Origin of the sequence: Exiguobacterium profundum (assembly GCF_042652865.1) — a bacterium.
Taxonomy (GTDB): domain Bacteria; phylum Bacillota; class Bacilli; order Exiguobacteriales; family Exiguobacteriaceae; genus Exiguobacterium; species Exiguobacterium profundum.
On sequence record NZ_JBHSHG010000001.1, the window covers coordinates 1,869,472 to 1,891,767 of the forward strand.

Annotated in this window: 25 protein-coding genes and 2 riboswitches; of the genes, 11 read left to right on the forward strand and 14 right to left on the reverse strand. The window is 49.0% G+C overall.

Features of this window, described 5'->3' with window-relative positions:
- The first annotated feature begins 120 nt into the window (after window positions 1-120).
- From ACFO4U_RS09535 to ACFO4U_RS09550, 4 genes are all read left to right on the forward strand, one after another.
- On the forward strand, window positions 121-1,449 hold the full coding sequence (locus tag ACFO4U_RS09535) for an MATE family efflux transporter (protein ID WP_215243610.1): 1,329 nt from the start codon (window positions 121-123) through the stop codon (window positions 1,447-1,449).
- Window positions 1,433-3,724 (forward strand): bifunctional glutamate--cysteine ligase GshA/glutathione synthetase GshB, encoded by a 2,292-nt coding sequence (gene gshAB / locus ACFO4U_RS09540; protein WP_215243609.1) that lies wholly within the window; start codon window positions 1,433-1,435, stop codon window positions 3,722-3,724. The genes ACFO4U_RS09535 and gshAB overlap by 17 nt, the downstream gene beginning before the upstream one ends.
- Before the next feature lie 62 nt (window positions 3,725-3,786).
- Entirely contained in the window at window positions 3,787-4,119 is a 333-nt protein-coding gene (locus ACFO4U_RS09545) for an ArsR/SmtB family transcription factor (protein WP_031422096.1), read from the forward strand.
- Window positions 4,116-4,616, forward strand: a complete 501-nt coding sequence (locus ACFO4U_RS09550; RefSeq protein ID WP_215243608.1) for an SRPBCC family protein — start codon at window positions 4,116-4,118, stop codon at window positions 4,614-4,616. Before ACFO4U_RS09545 ends, ACFO4U_RS09550 begins: the two co-directional genes overlap by 4 nt.
- 43 nt (window positions 4,617-4,659) lie before the next feature.
- On the opposite strand, the gene ACFO4U_RS09555 is transcribed toward ACFO4U_RS09550, so the two are convergent.
- From ACFO4U_RS09555 to ACFO4U_RS09565, 3 genes are read right to left on the reverse strand one after another with little or no spacing between them, the layout of a single operon-like run.
- The gene (locus ACFO4U_RS09555) at window positions 4,660-5,718 is read right to left on the reverse strand and encodes a threonine aldolase family protein (protein WP_215243607.1); all 1,059 of its coding nucleotides are present in this window, start codon (window positions 5,716-5,718) and stop codon (window positions 4,660-4,662) included.
- A gap of 55 nt (window positions 5,719-5,773) precedes the next feature.
- The gene (locus ACFO4U_RS09560; RefSeq protein WP_215243606.1) at window positions 5,774-6,754 is read right to left on the reverse strand and encodes a zinc-binding dehydrogenase; all 981 of its coding nucleotides are present in this window, start codon (window positions 6,752-6,754) and stop codon (window positions 5,774-5,776) included.
- 2 nt (window positions 6,755-6,756) lie between these two features.
- On the reverse strand, window positions 6,757-7,248 hold the full coding sequence (locus tag ACFO4U_RS09565; protein ID WP_074035577.1) for a lactoylglutathione lyase family protein: 492 nt from the start codon (window positions 7,246-7,248) through the stop codon (window positions 6,757-6,759).
- 118 nt (window positions 7,249-7,366) lie between these two features.
- Between ACFO4U_RS09565 and ACFO4U_RS09570 the strand changes: the two genes are divergently transcribed.
- Window positions 7,367-7,675: a winged helix-turn-helix transcriptional regulator gene (locus ACFO4U_RS09570; protein ID WP_078147739.1), complete on the forward strand. Its 309-nt coding sequence runs from the start codon at window positions 7,367-7,369 to the stop codon at window positions 7,673-7,675.
- 28 nt (window positions 7,676-7,703) lie between these two features.
- On the opposite strand, the gene ACFO4U_RS09575 is transcribed toward ACFO4U_RS09570, so the two are convergent.
- A complete protein-coding gene (locus ACFO4U_RS09575; protein WP_159563035.1) occupies window positions 7,704-8,084 on the reverse strand; it encodes a VOC family protein in 381 nt (126 codons plus the stop codon).
- A 75-nt stretch (window positions 8,085-8,159) separates the two neighbouring features.
- Here ACFO4U_RS09575 and ACFO4U_RS09580 point away from each other — a divergent pair, with 75 nt between their 5' ends.
- A complete protein-coding gene (locus ACFO4U_RS09580) occupies window positions 8,160-8,642 on the forward strand; it encodes a GNAT family N-acetyltransferase (protein WP_215243605.1) in 483 nt (160 codons plus the stop codon).
- A 14-nt stretch (window positions 8,643-8,656) separates the two neighbouring features.
- Here the strand turns inward: ACFO4U_RS09580 and ACFO4U_RS09585 are convergent, their stop codons facing one another.
- The 5 genes from ACFO4U_RS09585 to mtnK are packed head-to-tail and all read right to left on the reverse strand — an operon-like array spanning window position 8,657 to window position 14,287.
- Window positions 8,657-9,658, reverse strand: a complete 1,002-nt coding sequence (locus tag ACFO4U_RS09585) for an ABC transporter permease (RefSeq protein ID WP_012727477.1) — start codon at window positions 9,656-9,658, stop codon at window positions 8,657-8,659.
- A gap of 1 nt (window position 9,659) precedes the next feature.
- Window positions 9,660-11,033 carry a sugar ABC transporter ATP-binding protein gene (locus ACFO4U_RS09590; RefSeq protein ID WP_215243604.1) on the reverse strand — a complete coding sequence of 458 codons (1,374 nt, stop codon included), beginning with the start codon at window positions 11,031-11,033 and terminating at the stop codon, window positions 9,660-9,662.
- Window positions 11,033-12,112: a sugar ABC transporter substrate-binding protein gene (locus ACFO4U_RS09595; protein WP_159563037.1), complete on the reverse strand. Its 1,080-nt coding sequence runs from the start codon at window positions 12,110-12,112 to the stop codon at window positions 11,033-11,035. The genes ACFO4U_RS09590 and ACFO4U_RS09595 overlap by 1 nt, the downstream gene beginning before the upstream one ends.
- Window positions 12,105-13,139 (reverse strand): S-methyl-5-thioribose-1-phosphate isomerase, encoded by a 1,035-nt coding sequence (mtnA, locus tag ACFO4U_RS09600; protein WP_012727480.1) that lies wholly within the window; start codon window positions 13,137-13,139, stop codon window positions 12,105-12,107. The genes ACFO4U_RS09595 and mtnA overlap by 8 nt, the downstream gene beginning before the upstream one ends.
- Entirely contained in the window at window positions 13,136-14,287 is a 1,152-nt protein-coding gene (gene mtnK, locus ACFO4U_RS09605) for an S-methyl-5-thioribose kinase (RefSeq protein ID WP_159563039.1), read from the reverse strand. The genes mtnA and mtnK overlap by 4 nt, the downstream gene beginning before the upstream one ends.
- Before the next feature lie 82 nt (window positions 14,288-14,369).
- Window positions 14,370-14,472: riboswitch (SAM riboswitch) on the reverse strand.
- Window positions 14,473-14,677: 205 nt separating this feature from the next.
- Window positions 14,678-14,779: riboswitch (SAM riboswitch) on the forward strand.
- A 72-nt stretch (window positions 14,780-14,851) separates the two neighbouring features.
- Here mtnK and ACFO4U_RS09610 point away from each other — a divergent pair.
- The 4 genes from ACFO4U_RS09610 to ACFO4U_RS09625 are packed head-to-tail and all read left to right on the forward strand — an operon-like array spanning window position 14,852 to window position 17,814.
- On the forward strand, window positions 14,852-16,006 hold the full coding sequence (locus ACFO4U_RS09610) for a 2,3-diketo-5-methylthiopentyl-1-phosphate enolase (protein ID WP_215243603.1): 1,155 nt from the start codon (window positions 14,852-14,854) through the stop codon (window positions 16,004-16,006).
- Window positions 16,003-16,653, forward strand: coding sequence for a 2-hydroxy-3-keto-5-methylthiopentenyl-1-phosphate phosphatase (locus tag ACFO4U_RS09615; RefSeq protein ID WP_214690396.1), 651 nt, complete (start codon window positions 16,003-16,005; stop codon window positions 16,651-16,653). Before ACFO4U_RS09610 ends, ACFO4U_RS09615 begins: the two co-directional genes overlap by 4 nt.
- Window positions 16,650-17,267: a methylthioribulose 1-phosphate dehydratase gene (locus ACFO4U_RS09620; protein ID WP_074035559.1), complete on the forward strand. Its 618-nt coding sequence runs from the start codon at window positions 16,650-16,652 to the stop codon at window positions 17,265-17,267. The genes ACFO4U_RS09615 and ACFO4U_RS09620 overlap by 4 nt, the downstream gene beginning before the upstream one ends.
- Before the next feature lie 13 nt (window positions 17,268-17,280).
- Entirely contained in the window at window positions 17,281-17,814 is a 534-nt protein-coding gene (locus ACFO4U_RS09625) for a 1,2-dihydroxy-3-keto-5-methylthiopentene dioxygenase (protein WP_214690395.1), read from the forward strand.
- A 36-nt stretch (window positions 17,815-17,850) separates the two neighbouring features.
- Here the strand turns inward: ACFO4U_RS09625 and ACFO4U_RS09630 are convergent, their stop codons facing one another.
- Window positions 17,851-18,681 carry a TerC family protein gene (locus ACFO4U_RS09630; protein ID WP_215243602.1) on the reverse strand — a complete coding sequence of 277 codons (831 nt, stop codon included), beginning with the start codon at window positions 18,679-18,681 and terminating at the stop codon, window positions 17,851-17,853.
- A 254-nt stretch (window positions 18,682-18,935) separates the two neighbouring features.
- Between ACFO4U_RS09630 and folE2 the strand changes: the two genes are divergently transcribed.
- Window positions 18,936-19,847, forward strand: a complete 912-nt coding sequence (gene folE2 / locus ACFO4U_RS09635) for a GTP cyclohydrolase FolE2 (RefSeq protein WP_215243601.1) — start codon at window positions 18,936-18,938, stop codon at window positions 19,845-19,847.
- Window positions 19,848-19,886: 39 nt separating this feature from the next.
- On the opposite strand, the gene ACFO4U_RS09640 is transcribed toward folE2, so the two are convergent.
- From ACFO4U_RS09640 to pta, 4 genes are all read right to left on the reverse strand, one after another.
- Window positions 19,887-20,075, reverse strand: a complete 189-nt coding sequence (locus ACFO4U_RS09640) for a hypothetical protein (protein ID WP_260563887.1) — start codon at window positions 20,073-20,075, stop codon at window positions 19,887-19,889.
- Window positions 20,051-20,350, reverse strand: a complete 300-nt coding sequence (locus ACFO4U_RS09645) for a rhodanese-like domain-containing protein (RefSeq protein ID WP_041917952.1) — start codon at window positions 20,348-20,350, stop codon at window positions 20,051-20,053. The genes ACFO4U_RS09640 and ACFO4U_RS09645 overlap by 25 nt, the downstream gene beginning before the upstream one ends.
- A gap of 38 nt (window positions 20,351-20,388) precedes the next feature.
- A complete protein-coding gene (locus ACFO4U_RS09650) occupies window positions 20,389-21,108 on the reverse strand; it encodes a DUF2711 family protein (protein WP_215243599.1) in 720 nt (239 codons plus the stop codon).
- A 76-nt stretch (window positions 21,109-21,184) separates the two neighbouring features.
- Window positions 21,185-22,174, reverse strand: coding sequence for a phosphate acetyltransferase (pta, locus tag ACFO4U_RS09655; protein WP_012727490.1), 990 nt, complete (start codon window positions 22,172-22,174; stop codon window positions 21,185-21,187).
- Window positions 22,175-22,296 lie beyond the last annotated feature (122 nt).

Sequence of the window (22,296 nt, forward strand, 5' to 3'; positions counted from 1 at the left end):
ACGAATTCCTTTTTTTTGTGTCCATTTTTCATCGATTCGGCTATCATGATTGCCAATTCTATTACACCATGCTTATATATAACTAAATGGTTATATAAAGAATGTAAGGAGTCTTGCTTTGTGAAAACCGTCGATTTGACGATCGGAAACGTGCAACGCGTCATTCTGGCTCTTGCCCTTCCGCTCGTCGGTAGCTCGTTATTACAGTTTACGTATAGTCTCGTCGACATGTTTTGGGTCGGTGCGCTCGGGAGCGATGCTGTGGCAAGTATCGGTGCAGCTAGTTTTTATATCATGCTCGGACAGGCGATTCAATCGTTGATTGTCGTTGGCGCCGGCATCAAAGTATCACAAGCTGTTGGGAGACGTGACCTCAATTCGGTTCAGCGCTATGTCCGGGCCGGCAGGCGTCTGAATCTAACACTCGGTCTTTCGTACGCCTCACTACTAATTATGTTCGGTCATACCCTCATCGGCTTTTTGAATATGGGTGCCCCCGCTGTGGAGCAGCTTGCGTATGAATATTTGTTCGTCAGCGCGCCGATGCTCATCTTTTCTTTCTTTAATTTGCTGTTTGCTCGTCTATTCAGTGCATATGGCAATACGACAACAGCGATGCGAATCAATGCGACAGGTGTCATCCTCAATATGATTCTCTCCCCGATTTTCATTTATCCATTCCAACTCGGTGTGATCGGGGCTGCTCTTGCAACACTTGTCGCCAACGTCATGATGTTCGGATTGTTTCGGCACCGCGCTCGTACATTATTCAATTGGGATGAAGTCGTTCAGCCGACTCGAGCTGACTATAAAGAAATCATCCGTCTTGGTTTTCCGATGGCAACCCAACGGATTTTGTTCACGGTAATCAGTATTTTTCTTGCCCGCATGATTGGCTCATACGGGACGGAAGCGATTGCGGCACAGCGCATCGGACTTCAAATCGAATCGATTGCCTACATGATGATTGGTGGCTTGAACGGAGCAATGGCTAGCTATACCGGTCAAAACCTCGGGGCACGAAAAGTAGATCGTGTTTATGAAGGTTACCGGGTAACGACCCGACTCGGGATGATTTACACAGGATTCATTATGTTGTTCTTTTTATTCGTCCCAGATTTACTCATTGGTCTATTCGTCGATGACGTTCGAACCATCGAAATTGGGGCGAGCTACTTGCGAATTATCGGCATTTCGCTCGTCTTCTCATCGATTGAAATGATCGGAAACGGTTACTTCTCAGGACTCGGATTACCGAAAATCCCCGCGACCATCTCGATTATTTTCACAGTGGCCCGTATCCCGCTCGCATTTTTTCTTGAGCCTTATCTCGGAATCGATGCCATCTGGTGGAGTATCGCCATTTCAAGTATCACAAAAGGGCTTGTCTCTGCCCTCTTTGTCCGACTAACGAAAAAGGAAGTGATTTCCCTTGCAGAAGCAGTTTAATCAACTACCCCACCATCTCATCACAAGTGGAAAATTTGCCATCGAGCGAGAAATGTTACGAGTCACGTCAGAAGGCACACTAGCTGTTACGAAGCATCCAAAAGCACTCGGTCATAAAGCGACACATCCATATATCACGACCGACTTTTCTGAAAGTCAAATTGAGCTCGTCACCCCGACGTTTCCGACGATTGAGGCGGCACATCATTTTTTAGAAACGCTATACGACATCACGGCGCTAAACATAGGCGATGAACGCCTTTGGCCGCAATCGATGCCATGTGCCTTGCCGGAAGGTGGTACGATTCCACTCGCTGATTTTGGTGTGTCCGGACTAGAGGCTAGCCGTTATCGTGAGCATCTGCTCCAAAAATATGGTGCGAAAAAACAACTCATTTCTGGAATCCATTTCAACTTTTCATTTTCCGATGAGATGTTATCCGCATTATACGAAGGATCCCCTGAACAATATCGACACTTCAAAGATCACCTATATTTGAAGTTAGTTCGTCAATATTTACGAATGCGTTGGCTCATCGTCTATTTGCTCGGTGCTACCCCCGCCGTACATGCGAGTTATGAAGAACGATGTGTCAGCCAGATGCAAGCGCTTCATGTAGACACTTTTTCAAATAAACAAGCATTGTCATATCGGAATAGCGACTGTGGGTACACGAATGTTGAACCACTTTATCCAAATTATGCGACACTCTCTAGTTATATAGATGATGTAAGATGGTTCATTGCCAAAGGCGAGATTGCCAATCCGAACGAACTCTACTCCCCCATCCGATTGAAAACATCGAAAGGTGGTAACGACTTAAATCAACTCGAGGCACACGGTATCGATTACATTGAAATTCGCAATATCGATTTGAATCCGTTTGAAAAGACCGGAATTGCTCGTTCAGATTTACGGTTCCTTCATCTGTTTTTGTTGTACTTGACCTTTACTGAGGAGACATCTCATGTCGATTGGCAAGCTGAAGCGTACAATAATCAACAACGTGTCGCCAAAGAAGGCATGTCTCCCGCAAGCATATTGACTCGAGATGGTTACGCCATCCCTTTACACACGTACGCGACAGAACTTCTCGACGCCATCGATTCGTTCAACACACACTATGACCTCGGCTTCGAAGATGTCTTTCCCGCTGTACGCGAAAAAATTGATCACGTGGACAGGACGTATGCTTCCCGATTAAAGACGATTATGATCGAGACAGGTTATCACGCATGGTCCCTCGCCCAAGCAGAACACTTTTATGAGGACGCCTATGCAAATCGTTTTCGCATTCACGGTTATGCCGACCTGGAACTGTCTACTCAAATCTTAATGAAATCCGCAATTAAACGTGGTTATCGTGTCGATGTCATCGATCGTTCTGACCAGTTCATTCGGATTCGAAACGGCAAACACGAAGAATACGTCAAACAGGCAACGAAAACATCAAAAGACAATTATGTTTCCGTTTTAATGATGGAGAATAAAACGGTGACAAAGTTTGTACTCGCAGAGCATGGCATTCGTGTCCCTGAAGGGGTAGAACTTCAAGAGGAATCGGATTTATCTCAGGCATGGCATTCATTTTCAAAACAACCCATCGTCTTAAAGCCGAAGTCTACAAACTTCGGAGTCGGTATTCACATTTTTAAAGACGGAGCGACGTATGAGGAAGCACTGTCTGCATTTCAGTATGCGAAAACGTTTGATGATGTCGTTTTACTTGAGACATTCTTACCCGGAAAAGAATATCGCTTCCTCGTCATCGGGGATGATGTCGCGGGCATCCTCCATCGTGTCCCGGCGAACGTCACTGGAGATGGCACCTCTTCGATCCGTCAACTCGTTGCGACAAAAAATGAAGACCCGTTACGCGGAAAAGGATACAAGACACCGCTCGAGAAAATCGAAATCGACGAGGTCGTCATCTCATTTTTACGTGCTCAAGGCAAGACCCCCGATAGTATTCCCGCTCTCGATGAGCGTGTCTTCTTACGCGAAAACTCTAATATCAGTACCGGCGGAGATAGTATCGACTATACGGATCAAATTTCTGACATCTATAAGCGTATTGCTGTCGATGCCGCTAAGTCAGTCGGGGCAACCATCTGTGGTGTCGATATGATGATTCCCTCTCTCGATGATGCGCAAATCGAATACGGTATCATCGAATTGAATTTTAATCCCGCCATCCATATCCACGCTTTTCCTTATGAAGGAAAAGAACGACCGATTGGTGAGATGCTACTTGATTTATTGTTTAAATATTGAGTATTCCTGTTTCGGAATATTCCTAATTGGGAATATTCAAAATAAGAGGACGGTGACGAAAAATGGAAGAGAGATTGGCTTCTTTGTTTCAAGCGTTAGCCGACCCGAACCGGTTGCGGATGATCGAATTGTTACGGAAACAAGAGTGGACGGTCGTAATGATGGCAAATCAGCTTGGAATCAGTCAACCGCAGACATCGAAGCACTTGCGAATTCTGTATGATGCAGGTCTCGTCACAGTAACCATTGATGCCAATCGAAGACGTTATGCACTCAAGTCTCAAGCACTCGAACCGTTAGATGCTTGGCGGACGTATATGGCTCGGGAAACAGAGCGACTCGATCGATTGGAGACGTTTTTAGCGGAGTCACAGCGAGAGGAGAATGGATCATGAGTACGGTCAAATCACATGTAGAGGGCACGACATTGATTATGGAACGTCTGTTCAAGGCACCACGCCAACTTGTATTTGAAGCATTCTCGACACCTGCACATTTAGAGAAATGGTGGGGACCGTCCGGATGGGAGACGAAAGTATACAGCTTCGACTTCAAACCGGGGGGGATTTGGCATTATTGCATGACTTGTGTCGACAAAGAACAAGGTGACTTTTATGGTATGGAATCATGGGGCAAATCAACCTTTATCGACGTCGATCCATACTCCCGAATCGTCTATACGGATGCATTCTCGGATGCGGACGGACACGTCAATCCGGACTTGCCTGTCATGACGATCACAAATGAATTTCTCGATACATCGGAAGGCACGTTATTCATTAGTCGCTCCGAATTCCCGAATGAAGAGGCTCTCCAACAAGTCGTCGAAATGGGCGCTGTCGAAGGGTTCAATTCCCAACTCGATCGTCTCGAAGCGATTGTAAGCCAGTAAAAAACATGCACCGTTCCCGAAAAGGAATGGTGCATGTTTTGATTCATCTGAACTGCCGAAACAATCCATCAAGCTGTTCTCGCGTAATCCGTTCAAACGTATCTCCGATGCTTACTTCGGTTGAACAGTGTCCGTCTTTTTCAACAAGATACCCCGTAATGCCTACTCCTGTTTCTTCTTGGATGCGCGCAATTTTCTCACCAATTTCTTCCTTCTCCCCTTGAAAATGAAGATGGAACATATTCGTGACCGGGATGCGTGGAGTCGTCCACACGCCATCGAGTTCATTGAAGCGCGCTGCCAAGCGGACGGCCTCGTTTCGATACTCGGCCATCTTGTCTTTTCGTAGCTCATAATAATAATCCGCAGACAGGATGTATGGATATAAGCTGATTAAGTCACCACCGTAGCGTCGCTTCCATACTTTCGACGTGTCACAAAATGCCTTCGGTCCAGCAAGGATGGCACCGGCAATGCCACCGATTCCTTTATAAAACGAGACGTATACGCTATCAAAGAGCGCACAAATCTCAGATGCCTCTTTTTCATAATACGGAAGCGATTCGAACAGTCGTGCACCATCCAGATGTAGATGAATCGCTTTCTCACGACAGTGTTCATGAATTGCCACAAGTTCCTCGAACGTCGGCAATTCCCCGCCGATTTCTCGTTGTGGCAGTTCGAGCAACAGACACGCGATGTCCGGTAACGCTTGTATCTCTTCGAGCGTCATCAATCGGTTTTCGTCCCCCACTAAAATCGGTTCGATGTGATGCAACTCTTTTAAACCATCCTGCTCATGAATTTCAAGGTGGCACAGCGGGTGATATGCGACCTTTTTCTTCCCTGTCTCATCACACCAAATGCGTAGCGCAATCTGCTGTGCCATCGTACCGCTTGGAAAGAAAACTGCCGACTCTTTCCCAAGAACCTGTGCCATCTTCTCTTCGAACTGTCGAATCGTTTTCCCCTGTCCATACTGATCACTCGGCTCATCTTCACGCACATGCTCAAATGCGCGTTTCAATACCCCGGCTTCCCGTTTGCCGTGACCGCTCAATTGAACGTTCGTCTGACGATACGTGTCTGCCAATCGCTCCATTCTTTCCCCTCCTCGACAAATAAGCTCCCTGTCAGTATAACAGGGAGTCCTCTCTTCAGTCGCGAATGCGGACGATGAGTTTACCGCGCACTTTTCGCGTTTGTAGTTTTTCGAGACCTTCTTTCAATTGGTCGAACGACAACACTTCTGTGACGAGATCGTTCAGTTCACCTGCATCGAGCAAGTTCATCATCTCTTCGGCCATATACGCCAAGTTGCGAATCGCATGTTCGTCCTCGCTCGCATGCGCCGCCCCGAGTGCCACTTCGTGAATCGAAGGAGATAACGTGAAGCCTTTCATGTTCGTCATGTCTGGTGGCCCGGCGATGTAGGCGAGGTGTCCGCTGAATGCGAGACGATCTAGGTCTGCTGTCGCAACGTCTCGTCCGACTGTATTCAAAATCAGGTCGACACCACGTCCATCTGTTTCTTCCATGATCCGTGCCGTCACGTCCTCGACGTTATAATCAATCACCACGTCCGCCCCGAGTGATTCTACCCACTCAACGTTCTCAGGAGATGCCGTCGTGAATACCTTCAGACCGAGCCGTTTTGCGAGCTGAATCGCAAATCCACCGACACCGCCCGCTCCTGCGTGTACGAGAATCGTCTCCTTATCTCGCGTGTTCAGCTTCTGCATGACCGCTTCATATGCTGTCATCCCCGCACACAGGATAGAAGCCGCTGCCTCATCGCTTACACCTTGCGGAACGACCGCACACGCCCGGGCATCGACGACCGTATACTCGGCGAATCCCCCATATTTCGAAAGATCCGTATGAACAGCCACACGCGAACCCGTAATGATGTTGGCGATACTCGAACCGACCTCAACGACTTCTCCGACGAGGTCGACACCGAGAATGTGTGGATATGACCAATTCGGGTTTCCGTTTGATCCGACTTTATAATCGACCGGATTCAAGGCGATCGCTTCGACACGAATCAACAGTTCTCCCGCTCCTGGTGTCGGTCGGTCGATTTCTCCAATATGCAGATGATCAAGACCAGGTTGATCGAGTAGCCATGCTTTCATGTTTAGTAAGCTCCTTCCGAATACGTGAGTTCGTATGAGTGTGAATAAATTTCAACGAGGTTGCCGAATGGATCTTCGCAGTACACCATGCGGTACGGTTTTTCACCTGGGTAGTATTCACGAATCGGCATCCGTTGTCTCCCGCCGTGAGCGACAATCTTCTCGACGAGCCCTTCGATGTCAGGGTCTTGTACACAGTAGTGGAAGATCCCTGTCTTCCAAAACTCGAAGTTGTCTTCTGGTGTTTCGTTGTTCGGGAATTCGAACAACTCAATCCCGATTCCGTCTCCCGTTGACATATGAGCGATTCGGAATTTGCCCCAGCCCGGTCCGAAGACGTCGGTACACATCACACCGATTGGCGAATCATCCTCGACAACGTCTGATGGTGTCATAATCGTATACCACCCCATCACGTCCTCATAAAATTTTACGGCCTCAGCGACGCTCGGTACAGAAAGACCGATGTGTGAAAACGTTCTTGGATATGTCATGTTTCATCTACTCCTTTTTGTTTGCTCAATTTAGCGGATAACGATAAGATACTGTCATTGAAGCAAGAAAAAAAGTACGCACATTGAAGTAACTACCCGAAAGTGAGGTTCCTTGAACATGACCACATCGTTCCCCGTCAACCGCGCACTTGAGATTATCGGCGGCAAATGGCGCCCCCAAGTGTACTGCACGCTTCAAGATGGACCGCTTCGTTTTTCTGATATTCAACGAGCGATTCCGGACGTCAGCCGAAAAGTGTTGACCGACCAATTGCGCGAGCTCGAGCAGCTCGGCATGGTTCGCCGTGTCGACTACTCGACCGAGAAGCACCTGCACGTCGAATATTCATTGACCGAAGACGCCCTCGGACTGCAACCCGCCATGAATGCCCTTTGTTCATGGGGAGAGTGCCACGACAAAAAATAATCCCGAGCCACATGGCCCGGGATTATTTTTATGAGGCGAACAGACTAATCAAATTCCCATCCGCATCGTACAGGATGGCGTAACGTTGACCCCAGAACGCATCCCACGGTGCTTTGTGTGACGCATAACCTTGTTCAAGGACTGAATCATACAAAGTATTCAGCGACTCTCGACTTTCACATAAGAAGGCAAGCTCAATCCGATGTCCTTCTGCCTGTTTCCATTCCCCGTACACCGATTCGGCCACTTCCACCGTATCGAACGCGAGACGCACGCCCCCCTCATCGATTTCCACATGCGCTTCTCCATTCATCGCTTCCGGAATCTCAAACCCGAGCGCACGATAAAAATCGAGTGAGCGCTTCATATCCTTCACGACGATGCCGATCATATCCAACTTGACTGCCATCTTGTCCCCTCCCTTTATTTTCATGATACGATTTGAGTGTAGCACGACCACTTCCATCAGAGACGAGGAATTTCAATGAATTATACGTTTCAACCACTCACCCAAGAGCAAGCCGAACGTATCGCCTTTGAGTGGCGTTATGAAGGCGACTACGCGTTTTACAATATGGACGCCGACGAGGAAGACCTCACCTCATTTTTAGATGCAGATGAACGGGGCGATACGACGTTCGCCGTCCTTGAAACGAATGAGATGATTGGCTTTGTCACGTTACAATTCGAATCACCAGGAACTGTTACCATCGGTCTTGGCATGCGCCCTGATTTGACGGGCAACGGCAATGGATATCGATTTCTAACATCGATTTTAAATTGGATTGATGCGACATATGGGACTTGCAATGTGTGTCTTACTGTCGCCACGTTCAACAAGCGAGCGATCCGTTTATATGAATCGCTCGGTTTCACCCCACAGGAAATATTTATGCAGGAGACGAACGGTGGAGTGTATCCTTTTCTTTCGATGACACATGAACTCAGCAAAACCCCGAACAACTGATGTCCGGGGTTTCGTTATGTCCGCTGCTTCTTTTGAATATATGAGAGACCGAGCGCTCCGATGAGAATCGTCCCTTTGACGATGTCTTGCGCATAATACGGGACATCCCACATCGTCAGTCCGTTTAGAAGAATCCCAATCAAAATAGCTCCAATCAATGTTCCGATGACGTTCGGACGCCCTGTTCCGAAGACAGCATAACCAATGTAAGCAGCCGCGACGGCATCCATCAAGAGGGGTGCCCCAGCCGAGACCTGACCAGTCCCAATCCGAGATGCAAGAATGATCCCACCGATGGCCGCAAACAACCCACTGAGCACGTAGGCATAAAGTTTAATGCGATTCACGGCAATCCCAGAACGACGGGCCGCTTCGGCGTTCGATCCGACGTAATAAAACTCACGCCCAGTCCGCGTATAAGTCAAGAACAGATGCGCTCCGATAAAGAATACCAGCATGAGTAGGGCGACGAACGGAATCGGACCGATTGTCCCTTGACCGATGAATAGAAACGACGGGATGAAACGTCCTGGCGCCGTCCCCCCTTCAATCGGCATGTTGTCATAAATCGAGAATCCTTTCGTATACGTCAATTGAATCCCGTTAATGACGTACATGATGGCGAGTGTCGCTAGTAAATCCGGCAACCGAAACTTGATTGTGACGAGCGCATTTAACAGCCCGACGAGAATCCCGAGTGCAAGTGGGATCAGCAGAGCGACGAGTAGCTCTTGTCGATGAAGGACGAGGCTTGCTGCCGCCCCGATTGTCGCAAGACTCGCCGTTGATCCGACTGATAAGTCAAATCCTCCTACGATGAGCGAGAATGTGACGCCAAGGGCAAGTAACGACACGATTGAAACCGATTTGATAATGTCACTAAAATTTGCATACGTCAGAAATTGATCGTTCGTCACGGTAAAGACCGCAATCAAACCAAGGATTGCGAGTAACGTCCCATACTGACCGATATGACCGCTGATTCGTTTTCGTTCCTTGACCACCAATTGTGCCATCTTACACGCCTCCTTTCTCTACAATTTGTCCACGGTCGAGCCAAACAATCCGATTGGCGACCCGTTCAAGTTCATGTCGCTCACTTGACGTGAACAATACGGTCTTCCCTTGTTTCGCGAGTGCAATGACGCGTTCATACACGTCTTGTTTCGCTGCGATATCGATTCCTTTTGTCGGTTCGTCGAGCAGATAGATGTCTCGTTTATCGAGCAACCATTTGCTGAAGACGACCTTCTGCTGATTTCCGCCACTCAGCTCACTTACCGGTTGTCTCACGTTCGCATAGCGGACGCGAAGCGATTTCAATACGTCCGAGACATCATCGGTCTTTCCTGCGACAGCAATCACGTTCCGTTCAATCGTCTCGTCTAAAAATAATCCATGACGACGTCTCTCCTCTGGAACGAGTGCAAACCCTAAACGTACGGCGTCTGCTGGTTCTTTGATCACGTGCTCTTTCCCCTCGATTGTGATGGATTGACGAATTCCAGAAAGACCGAACAATGCTTCCATCAGTTCCGTCTTCCCACTTCCCGTCAATCCACCAATCCCGAGCACTTCCCCGCGATACGCTTCAATCGAAATGTCAGATTGGAAGACTGGAAGGGGCAACTGCGCAGACAAGAAAATCTCATTTTCAGGCACTGCCTTTTCTAACACTGCATCAAATGTCGTCCCACTCAAAAATGTCTGCACCGCTTCCGAGGAGAGCGATTGGTACGGTCCATCGTACACAACACGTCCGTCTCGAAGAAACGTAGAGGTCGACGTGACCCGTGTGAGCTCGTTTGAACGATGCGTGACCAATACAATTCCGACTCCTTCTGTCGCAAGCTTCTGTAACAATTCCAGTAAGGCGTCGGCCTCCGTTTCTGATAAGGCAGCGGTCGGTTCGTCGAGGAGTAAATACTTGGCATCGCTCTCGAGTGCTCGGGCGATGAGAAGGCGCTGCTTCACGCTGAGCGGGTATTGACCGGCTGGAATCGTTGGATCGACCTCTAAACCGACTCGGGACAACACGCGTTGCGCTCGCTCTTTCAAACGTTGCGGGCGAATCCATTTCACCGTCTGCCATGGAAGGACATTCTCATACACAGGCAAGTCCAAATAGAGCGCATCATCGACTTCTTGCGATACCGTGATGATGCCATGACGAATCGCTTCCGCTGGTGTGAGCCAGATTGGTTTTCCATCAATGGACAATTCGCCGGACGTCGGTTCGACCGTTCCGTTTAGCAGTTTGATGAGGGTACTCTTACCGGCCCCGTTCAAACCGAGGAGACCATGAATGTCTCCAGGCTTCAAACTGAATGACAGTTGATCAAGCACCGTGACGTCACCGTACTGTTTCGTGATTCGTTCCAAGTGAATCATCAGTCCGTCTCCTTCATCCAATCCGACCATGCCGCATTTGATTCGCCCCAACCCGGAACGTACTGTCCAAGGTCATCCATCGTGACAGCCTCGTCCGGCAAGACATCACGATCCACTAGATATGGGTCGACCGAATGAATTGAAGGCGTTTCGTCCCCGACTACTTTTTGATAAGCGTAACGGACTTGAATGCGACCGATTTCGGCTGGATCTGTGGCAGCTGTCACTTTCCACGGACTTCCCTCTTCTTGCATAAGTTGTAAATCTTCGTCACTCAAATCAATTCCATAGACGGCAATCTCGTCACGTCCTGCCTGTTTGATGGCACGGCTCGCCCCTTTTGCGAACTCATCCCACATCGCAAACACCGCATCAATTTCGCCTTCCGGGTACTTCTTCAAAATCGCCTCCATCTGGCTTTGCGTATCGAGCGCCGTGTTGTTCGTCGCCGAACCGAACTTTGCGACTTCCTGGATGCCGGGATAGCGTTTTAAGAACGCGTCATAAATCGTATGTCGACGTTCCATCGGGGTGAATCCACCGACCCAAATCGTGACGATGTTCCCTTCCCCGTCCAAATCTTCCGCGAGTGCTTTTAGCGAGCGCCATGCTAGTGAATAATCATCTTGGTCGATGACCGTCACGCCTTCGTTCGTCAAATCGTTATCGAATGCAACGACTTTGATGCCTTTGTCGAGCGCCCGTTGAACCGGTTCTTTCAAGGCATCGGCACGTCCGTGGTCAATCAAAATCACATCGACTCCTTGCGTCGTCGCCGTATCGACATAACTCGCCATTTTCGACAAATCATTTTCGGCATTATACACTTTCACGTTGCCACCGAACGCTTCGACTTGCTCGGTCACCCCTTCGATATACTGCGAAGAGAACGTCCCGATCGACATCTGCATAACGAGGGCGACTTCTAGATTTTTCGGAAGCGTTTCATTTGAGACGTTGACGGTTTTCGCTTCCGTTTTACTTGTTGTCGTAGTCGTTTTCGGTTGAGCCTGTTCATTCGTGCATCCGGCAAGTGCCAGGATGACGGTCAACAGGAAGAAGATGATTTTTTTAGACATATGTGTTTCCTCCTACATGTTCTACAATGACCGACTCAGTCGGTTCGAGCACACCTGTCTCTGTAATTAGACCGGTAATCAGTTCGGGTGGTGTCACATCAAACGCCGGATTGAAGACGGTGATGCCTACGAGTGCCGTCGGATGTCCCCCGATATGGGTCACTTCATGCGCGTCCCGTTCTTCGATTTGAATCGTGTCATCTGCCTCTAAATCGAATGTCGAATGCGGAGCAGCCACATAGAATGGGATGCCGTAATGCTTCGCCAAAATCGCAAGCTGAAGTGTTCCGATTTTATTCGCTGTATGACCGGTACGGGTGATGCGGTCCGCCCCGACGATGATAGCATCGATTTGTTTCGTCTGGATGGTCCAGGCCGCCATGTTATCTGTAATCAGTGTGACATCGATATCTGCCCGGTCGAGCTCCCATACGGTCAGTCGTGCTCCTTGAAGCAGCGGTCGCGTTTCGGACGCGAACACCCGAAACGGGATGCCACGCTCTTTCCCGACATAGAACGGCGCGAGCGCGGTACCGTATCGTGACGTCGCGATGGCACCGGCGTTACAAATCGTCAATACGTTGCCACCAGCGGGTAACACGGTGAGCGCATGTTCCCCAATCGTGCGATACGTAGCCACGTCTTGTTCAAAGATTTCAATCGCACGCTGCTTGATTGCTTTTGCAATCTGTTCAAAGTCCTCCCCCACATTCAATCGAAGGAGTGATTCGATGACATGCTGTAAGTTGACCGCGGTCGGTCTTGTCGCAATCAACCGTTGACCGACTTGATTCAATTGGAGATGAAAATATGGATTGTCTTGCAGACGTGACGCTTCTTTCGCAAGGACAAACGCTCCGAAATAAGCGATGGCCGGTGCACCGCGAACTTGAAGCGACTTGATTGCCTGCTCGGCCTGTTCAAGCGTCAACACTTCGACATAGCGCTCTTCTTGCGGCAACAGCGTCTGATCTAAAATCGTCAACACTTCCGTGTCGGCATCGAAATGAATACTTTGCACACTCATACGCGCACCTCCGACAAGACTGGAATCAATTGATCGATGGATTGAATTTGATGGCGCTGTTTGATGAGACGCGTACCGAGCTCTAAGGCGTGGCGTTTCCGTTCGATGCGAAGGTCGTCTGGTAATGTCTCTAAGTCGGCGACTCCAGCCAGACCGACAGTCCGCCGAATCAATTCGCAGCCTGCGTAGCCGATGGCGTCACTCAAAATGGATGGCAACAGTTCGTCCACGAATCCTACTGTGTTGAACGGCTCTGCGGCCTGTGTAAAGCGGGTACGGAACGTTTTCTCGAACGTCTCCCAGACGGTGAGTACTTCTGTGAAGCGTTCGAATCGTTTCAACGGATGCGCATACGTTGAGAACACCAGATGAGCAATGATTTGACCAATGTCAAAGCCGAACGGACCGTAAAACGCAAATTCGGGATCGATGATTTTTGTTTCTTGACGGGTCGCAAAAATGCTTCCTGTATGTAAATCCCCGTGCAGTAGCGCTTCGTGCTTCGTCACGAACCCAACCTTCAATTTGGTCACTTCAATTTTCAAAGCGAGGTCTGACCAGAGTTGCTCCACATCCGGACGAAGGACTGGCTCGATTTGATTCGATTCTGCGTCGCGATACGGGTCGGTGAAGATCAGTTTCTCCGTGATATCGCATAGTTCTGGATTGTAATACTCTTTTTCGATTTGTTTCTTCACGAGTGGTCCGTTCGCGTAGTCAGACGTCGCAAACAACGTTTCCCCGAGGAACGTACCGACGTGGCGGGCTAAGTTCGGGTAGCTCTCTCCTTTTAGGAAGCCGGTGCGGACGATTTCGAACGATGATAAATCTTCTAAAATCGTATAGGCGAGTTCACGGTCACTCCCGAGGACACTCGGGACGAACTGAGGCACGACTTTTGAAAATTCACGAAGAGCCAGCTGTTCAATCCAAGACCGATCAAGCGTGAGCGGCCAGCTCTCCCCCACGACTTTTGCATACGGTAACGCTTGTTTCACAATCAATGACGTCTCTCCTTGACGAATGCGAAAGACGAGATTTAAATTTCCATCCCCGATCTCCTCGCATTCTGCAATCCCCTCTTCTAGTAACCCTAACTGTCGAACGTGGTCGACGACACTCTGTTCTGTAAACGCCTCATAAGCCATGATGGTTTTCCCCTTTCTTGGATCTATGCATGAAAAAAGCCCCTTTCTCCGCGAGAAAGAGGCACACCCAAATTGGTTGTTCCTCTCATCTTTCAGACATGTGTCTGGTGGATGTAGCACCGTGCCAAATGGTCGGTTGCTGCGGCGTCTTAGGGCCAATTCCCTCTGCCAACTCGCGATAAGAGTAAATGATGTAATTGTGTTTGACGTGTTGAGACGAATATTACGGACTAGGCATGCTAGTTGTCAATCCTCTATTTTCAGTCGCCCACTTATTTTCGACACGCATATATAGAAACATTATTTTTAAACTTTTTTTCTCAAAAAAAGGAATTGACGAGTGAGCGATTCTATGTAAAAATTCAATTAAATTTCACAACTTCACAACTATTCTTATCAAGAGCAGACGGAGGGACAAGCCCGATGATGTCGCAGCAACCGACCAGAAATGGCACGGTGCTAATTCTTGCAGCTAACGCTGAGAGATAAGAGTTCATTGTTTTTTTGAATGACCTCTTGCCTTGGCATGAGGTCATTTTTTGTTTGACCTGAAAGGAGGAACTTATGGGAATCATCGCTACTTATGAAATCAAACATACCGATCACGTCGAGCGTGTAGCTGAGAAAATCGCACATGAGCTGACCGTCGGGACATGGACCGAGTTGAACCATCTCGAACAATATCAACTGCAAGCGTTCCGAGGTGAGGTCATCGCCACGTCCCAACAAGAAACGACAAGTCGCTTCTCGATTCGCTACCCGCTACATAACGTGACACCGGACTTTTCGTCCATTCTGACGACGACATTCGGTAAGCTCTCCCTCGACCCAGGCGTTCAACTTGTCGACCTCTCGCTTCCAGAGGAACTCGCACCGGACTTTCCGGGTGCCGCATTCGGAGTTGAAGGGGTCCGGGACATCCTTCGTGTACACGACCGCCCGCTCGCGATGAGCATCTTCAAAGGCGTCATCGGACGAGACCTTGATTTTTTGGCGACACAACTCCGGGACCAGTTCGCAGGCAGCATCGACCTCGTCAAAGACGATGAAATTCTATATGACAATCCGCTCACCCCGTCGCTCGAACGGGCACGGATCGGGGCATCGGTCATCCGGGAGCATAAAGAAACGACCGGTCGCTCCGTTCTATACGCCGTCACGTTGAGCGGACCCGTTTTCACCTTACGCGACCAGGCGAAGCGATTGATTGAGGCAGGCGCGACCGCACTCTTATTCAACGTATATACGTATGGGCTCGACGCATTGCGCGAGCTCGCTAAAGATCCTGAGATTCATGTCCCGATTTTGGCACATCCCGCTTTTGCCGGAGCGTTGACCGGATCGGTTCGTCATTCCCTACTGTTCGGGAAACTGATTCGCTTGGCCGGGGCAGACTTGACACTCTTCCCGTCGCCATACGGTTCACTGTCGACACCGAAAGACGAGGCACAACAGATTCAGACGTACGCGACAGAACCTCATTGGACGAAACCGATTCTGACGGTCCCGTCTGCCGGTATCCATCCTGGACTCGTACCAGATTTGATTCGTGACTTCGGATCAGATGTCGTCATCAATGCGGGTGGTGGGATTCACGGACATCCAGACGGTGCGGCTGACGGAGCGAGAGCGTTCCGCCAAGCGATCGATCAAGCAATTGGTAAGACGAGCGAGACCGATGCGTTATCGACTGCTTTAGATGCGTGGGGTGCACGATGAGTACGCACGTCATCTGTGATTTCGACGGGACCATCACGGAAGAAGATAACATCATCGCATTGATGCGACGCTTCGCCCCACCTGAATGGGTCGAACTTAAAGATGGTGTGTTGAACCAAACGCTTTCCATTCGCGAAGGCGTCGGTCAGATGTTCAGCTTGCTCCCGAGTGAACAGGAATTGAAGTACCGTGAATTTCTTCAGTCGACCATAACGTTTCGACCAGGGTTTATCGAGTTTTTACAGGAGACACAGTCATGCGGCTTTCGATTTGATGTCGTCAGTGGCGGAATGGACTTTTTCGTCCATCCGATTCTAGAAGGTTACGTCGAACCGGAACACATCTACTGCAATCATGTTGATTTCTCTGGAGAGACGGCACACGTCACCTGGCCTCATACATGCGATGTCCATTGTTCGAACGATTGTGGATGCTGCAAGCCGACGATTGCCCGACAGATTGTCTCACCTACCGACACGTTGATTGTCATCGGGGACTCCGTCACCGACTTTGAAATCGCCAAACGTGCCGACGTCGTGTATGCACGGGGGCAATTGATTTCGCTATGTGAGGCGGAAGGAATTCGACATATTCCGTTCGAGACATTCTACGATATCTCAGCTCATATGAAAGGAGTGAACGTATGACTGTGCAAGAACGGTGGGGAGAACTTGCCGACATTAAAGACGAGCTCGCCGCACGAGACTGGTTCCCCGGAACGAGCGGGAACCTGGCGATCCGCGTATCAGATGACCCATTGACATTCCTTGTGACGGCAAGCGGTCGTGATAAACGAAAGCGCACCGATGAAGATTTCGTCCTCGTTGATGCGACCGGTCAATTGATTGGAGAGCAGACAGGCAAACCGTCGGCTGAGACGTTGTTACATGTCGATATCTTCAACAATACGAACGCAACATGTTCGCTTCACGTGCATACGGTCGACAATAACGTCATCTCGGAACTGTATGCTGCAAAAGGTCATGTTACGTTCACAGGTCAAGAAATCATCAAAGCGCTCGGTTATTGGGAAGAGACGGCCAGTGTACGAATCCCGATTATCGAGAACCACGCGGATATCCCGATGCTCGCTCGCGCTTTCGCCACACACGTCACAAGCGATGCAGGTGCCGTCCTCATTCGGAACCATGGAATCACCGTTTGGGGCGAGACGCCAGCTGCGGCAAAACGTTATTTAGAAGCATATGAATTTTTGTTCAGCTATTCATTAAAATTACGCGCCTTAGGCGTTCATTCATAAGGAGGAATTCAACATGGCAACGATTTATTTCCAACAAACAGAAGAACGCGTCAGCGACCAACAAGAGGTACGTGCCTTTTTAGAATCACGAGACATCCTTTACGAAGCATGGGACATCGCAAAGTTACCGGCTTCTCTTCAGGAAAATTACCAACTGACAGACGAAGACAAAGAAGCCATCTTGGCGACGTTCCGTGACGAGATTCAAGATGTATCAGCACGACGTGGCTACAAGACGGCTGACGTCATCTCGCTATCCGATGCGACACCGAATTTAGATGAACTGCTCGTCAACTTCCAAAAAGAGCATCATCATACAGATGACGAGGTTCGTTTCATCGTCAGTGGTCACGGCATCTTTGCGATTGACGATGCAGAACGCGGATACTTCAATATCGAACTCAATCCAGGTGATCTCATCTCCGTGCCGGTCAACACACGTCATTACTTCACATTACAAGAAGACCGCCAAGTCGTCGCCGTTCGTATTTTCGTGACGACTGAAGGCTGGGTACCGATTTACGACAAAGAGAATGTAACTGCATAAGAAAAGGTCTCTCGCTTAAAAACGAGAGACCACTTTTTATTGTTTGACCGCTGTCGGTTTCGATGAGAACCAGCCCCATGTCGCAATCCCGACCATGACCGACCAGAAGAAAATCGTCCAAGCTGTCGAGTGGACGAACCCGTCTGGGAGTCCCATGAATTCGAATGGTGTTCCGGCAATCAATTCCTTGAAACCAGGGTGTTCAAGTACGAGCACCGTCAACTTGACCCCGACCCAACCGACGATGATGAAAGCGGCCGTTTCAAGTGTCGGACGATGATGAAGCAACTTGACGAAAATCCGAGCTGCGAATCGCATCAAGACGACCCCGATGAGTCCACCTGTCAAGACGACGAAGAACTGACCCGAGTCAATCCCACCGATTTCACCTAGACCGAGTGGTGGCAAGCTGACCGCAAGCGCGACAGCTGCCAAGATTGAGTCGACGGCAAAAGCGATGTCCGCAAACTCGACTTTTGCGACAGTGAGCCAAAATTCTTTTTTCGATACCGGCTTCTCCGTGACAGCCGTCTCTTCCTTCGCCTCGGCCGCCAAATCTTGCTTCGGCTCCATCTTTCTCGCCTTATAGGTCATATACAGGTGTCGCGCACTCATCCCGATTAAGTAAAGCGCACCGAGTGCCTGAACTTGCCATACGTTAATCAAGAACGAGATCAAGAACAATGCGATAAATCGGAAAACAAATGCCCCGAGGAGTCCATAAAATAATGCCTTCTTCTGCTCTGTACGCGGCAAGTGCTTGACCATAACGGCCAAGACGAGCGCGTTGTCTGCAGATAACAAGCCTTCCAAACCGACGAGTACGACGACGATCCAGGCATACTGCAGGACTAACTGCCAATCCATAAAAACATCTCCTTTTTTCTTTCAATTCCTTCATATTTAATAGTGATCTATTTTTTAAGTTCACAGGACCATTTTATTCCCGTTCACAAAGTAAATCAATCCTCTTTCTTCAATATCTGAAGGATTTTTTTCCGATTGCATATTCAAAACATGTTATGAGAGCAAAATCATACCCGTTCAGCCATCATTTCGTGATAAAATCCTAACAAGAACGAGTGGTGCTTTAAACCGCTCGAAAAAAGGAGAATCCGATTATGTCTACAAGCCATGTCGCTTTACCTACTAAAGCAGAACGACATAAATTGTTCGGGTCGGTCCCACCGATTAAAGGAACAAAGCCGACCGAAAAAGAACAAATGGTCGATTTACAAAATACACCGAAAAACTTCTTGTTCGCCCTCGACAGTGTCGGCATCTCAAACGTGAAGCACCCCGTGAACGTCGAGACGCCAGAAGGGGTCCAGTCAACGGTCGCCACATTTGAATTAACGACATCGCTCGTACAAGACCGTAAAGGGATCAACATGTCTCGTTTGACAGAGCAGCTCGACGCGTACCATCAACAAGGGTGGACGGTATCAAACCGTTCGTTAATCGAGTTCGCGCAAGAGCTCGCCGAGCGTATGGAACAAACAGAAGGCCAATTGACAATCCGTTACCCATGGTTCTTCACGCGTAAAGCACCTGCGACAGGTCTTAGCGGTTTGATGAACGCGGACGTCATGCACCGTGTGACATATAACCTCGAAACGGGTGTTGCAAACGTGACAGTCGGTCTCGTCATCAACGTCACGACGCTTTGCCCATGCTCAAAAGAAATCAGTGAATACAGTGCCCATAACCAACGTGGGTACATCACGATCGAAGCCGGTCTTGATGAGACATCGATGGACGGATTCGACTGGCGTGCAGCACTTCTCGATGCAGCAGAGTCAAACGCCTCAGCACCACTCCACCCGGTCCTTAAACGTCCGGATGAAAAACGTGCGACTGAAATCGCGTACGAAAACCCACGTTTCGTCGAGGACATGGTCCGCTTGATCGCGGCTGACTTGTACGAGATGAAACAAGTCGTGAACTTCTTCGTCGAATGCCGTAACGAAGAGTCGATTCACCAACACGATGCCATCGCATCGATCACATTCGATAAGCGCCAAGACGGATAAAAAAATGCGGAACCTCTGTTAAAGAAGGTTCCGCATTTTTTATAGACTTGTCATGAGTTCAATCGTCAATAGGATGATGATGAGCATCACCCACACTGCCCAGACGAGTCGCCACTTCTCCCAGTCAAATCGCTTCATCACCGCATAAACAGTGAGATAAAGCGCAATGAGAAGGGGTACAACGACCCAAGGATTCTCTAGCATCACGCCTCGATGTCGCCATCCCAAGCGAGCATTCCGCCGTCAACGTTGACGACTTTATAACCTTGCGATTCTAAGTAATCACACGCCGTCTGGCTCCGTCCACCTGAACGACAAATGACGTGATAGACATTATCTTGTGCCAACTTTTCTGTCACTTGTGGGAATTCCGATAATGGGTAGAGTGGTACGTTCGGGATATGCCCTGCCTCATATTCATCTTGCTCGCGCACATCGATGATATGGAGAGACTCCCCGTTCTCTAATTTTTCTCTTAATTCTGTCGCATGGATGCTTTGCATACATAGTTCCCCTTTCAATCATGGATTCCTCTTTTAGTTTACCTCAGCTTATGCTCCGACAAACTCCAGTTGATGGTCGTCTCAGCGTCACAATAAAATCCCTCGAGCTCGCATCGTTCGACGACCTGTTCGATCAACGAGCGATTGCCACAAAACAACGTGAAATGGCTATCCCAAGGTGGTACGATGAGCCACTCATGATGGTAACCGAAAAACGTCCGATGTTGCATGCCCCACGTATCAGCGGCTAGCGTCTCACTGAGATGGATGAGATGCCGTTCCGTACAAAATTCGTCTCCGGTCCAGATCCAGCCTTCTCCCATCTCCAAAAGTACACGCAACACTTGATTCTTTAGCAGATCCGACAGTTCCCCTTCACCTGGTGGGAGCACATTCTCACGTTCGCAATATTCAATGATTCGATTCGCCCCTTCTCGATCTTCGGCGTGTAGTTTCAGCGCCCCAATCATCGTTCGGAGCGCGTGGTCGATACGGCTCACGTCACGAAAACCTAGTCTTCGCCTCATCTCTTCCCATGTAACGGACCGAAATTGCTGTTCGACCTCGTTTTTGTCCAGATCGGCATAACAATCAATCATGGTGGGGTGACCTATTGGAGCAAGGAATGGATGAAACACGATGAAGACCGTTTCAAATACCCCTTCATAATACGTCTTAATCGAATCATCATCCCCGCCACCAAACATAGCGTAACGATGTCCTTCAGGTAATAAAACACTCTCATCTAGTTCGTCCATTTCATCACTCCTTTCTTGAATAGTTTATAACGAGCCATCAAAAAAAGCATCCTTCTATAAGAAGAATGCTCCGGACTCACGCTTCGTTGCGCTCGTCGATTGCTTGCGCCGCTGTGATGAGCGTCAATTTGTAGACGTCCTCTTCGTTACAACCGCGTGATAAGTCGTTCACTGGTTTGTTGAGACCTTGAAGGATCGGACCGATCGCTTCAAATCCACCGAAACGTTGAACCATCTTGTAGCCAATGTTACCGGCTTCAAGACTTGGGAAGACGAATACGTTCGCCTTACCAGCAACGTCAGAACCCGGTGCTTTCTTCGCCGCTACGCTAGGGACGAATGCCGCATCGAATTGAAGTTCTCCGTCGATTGGAAGGTTCGGTGATTTTTCTTTTGCCAGGCGTGTCGCTTCCACGACTTTCTCTGTTTCAGGTGACTTCGCAGAACCTTTCGTCGAGAAGCTAAGAAGCGCGACTTGTGGGTCGATACCGAACGTCTTCGCTGTCGCTGCCGACAAGAACGCGTTCTCTGCTAAATCTGCCGCGTCCGGTGCGATGTTGATCGCACAGTCCGAGAAGACGTATTGCTCGTCGTCACGTACCATGATGAACACACCTGACGTCTTTTTGATGCCTGGTTGCATTTTAATGATTTGTAGTGCCGGACGTACCGTATCAGCCGTCGCGTGCATCGCGCCTGAGACAAGACCTTCTGCTTTGCCTGTGTGAACGAGCATTGTTCCGAAGTAGTTCACGTCTGATGTAAGGAGTTCGCGCGCTTGTTCAGCCGTTGCTTTTCCTTTACGACGCTCGACGAATGATTCGACGAGGACATCGATGTCTTCGTATGTCGCTGGGTCATATTGTGTCAAACCTGAGATGTCGAAACCGTGTTTCGCCGCAACCGCTTCGAGATCTGCTTTCGCACCGACGACGATTGGTTCTACCATACCGTCTGCTTTCAATCGAACAGCGGCTCCAAGAACACGCTCATCGATACCTTCCGGGAAGACGATGGTCGGACGAACCGGGCTAACTTTTTGCTTCAACGTTTCAAATAATTTCATAACGAATGAACCCCTTTTCTCAATTTACAGCATGACTGCTAATGGTTTTGCCGTTGACTTGTGTCTTTACGCGATTTCAATTATACACAGTACCCTTTTCAAAATAAACTATTCTGCCCATT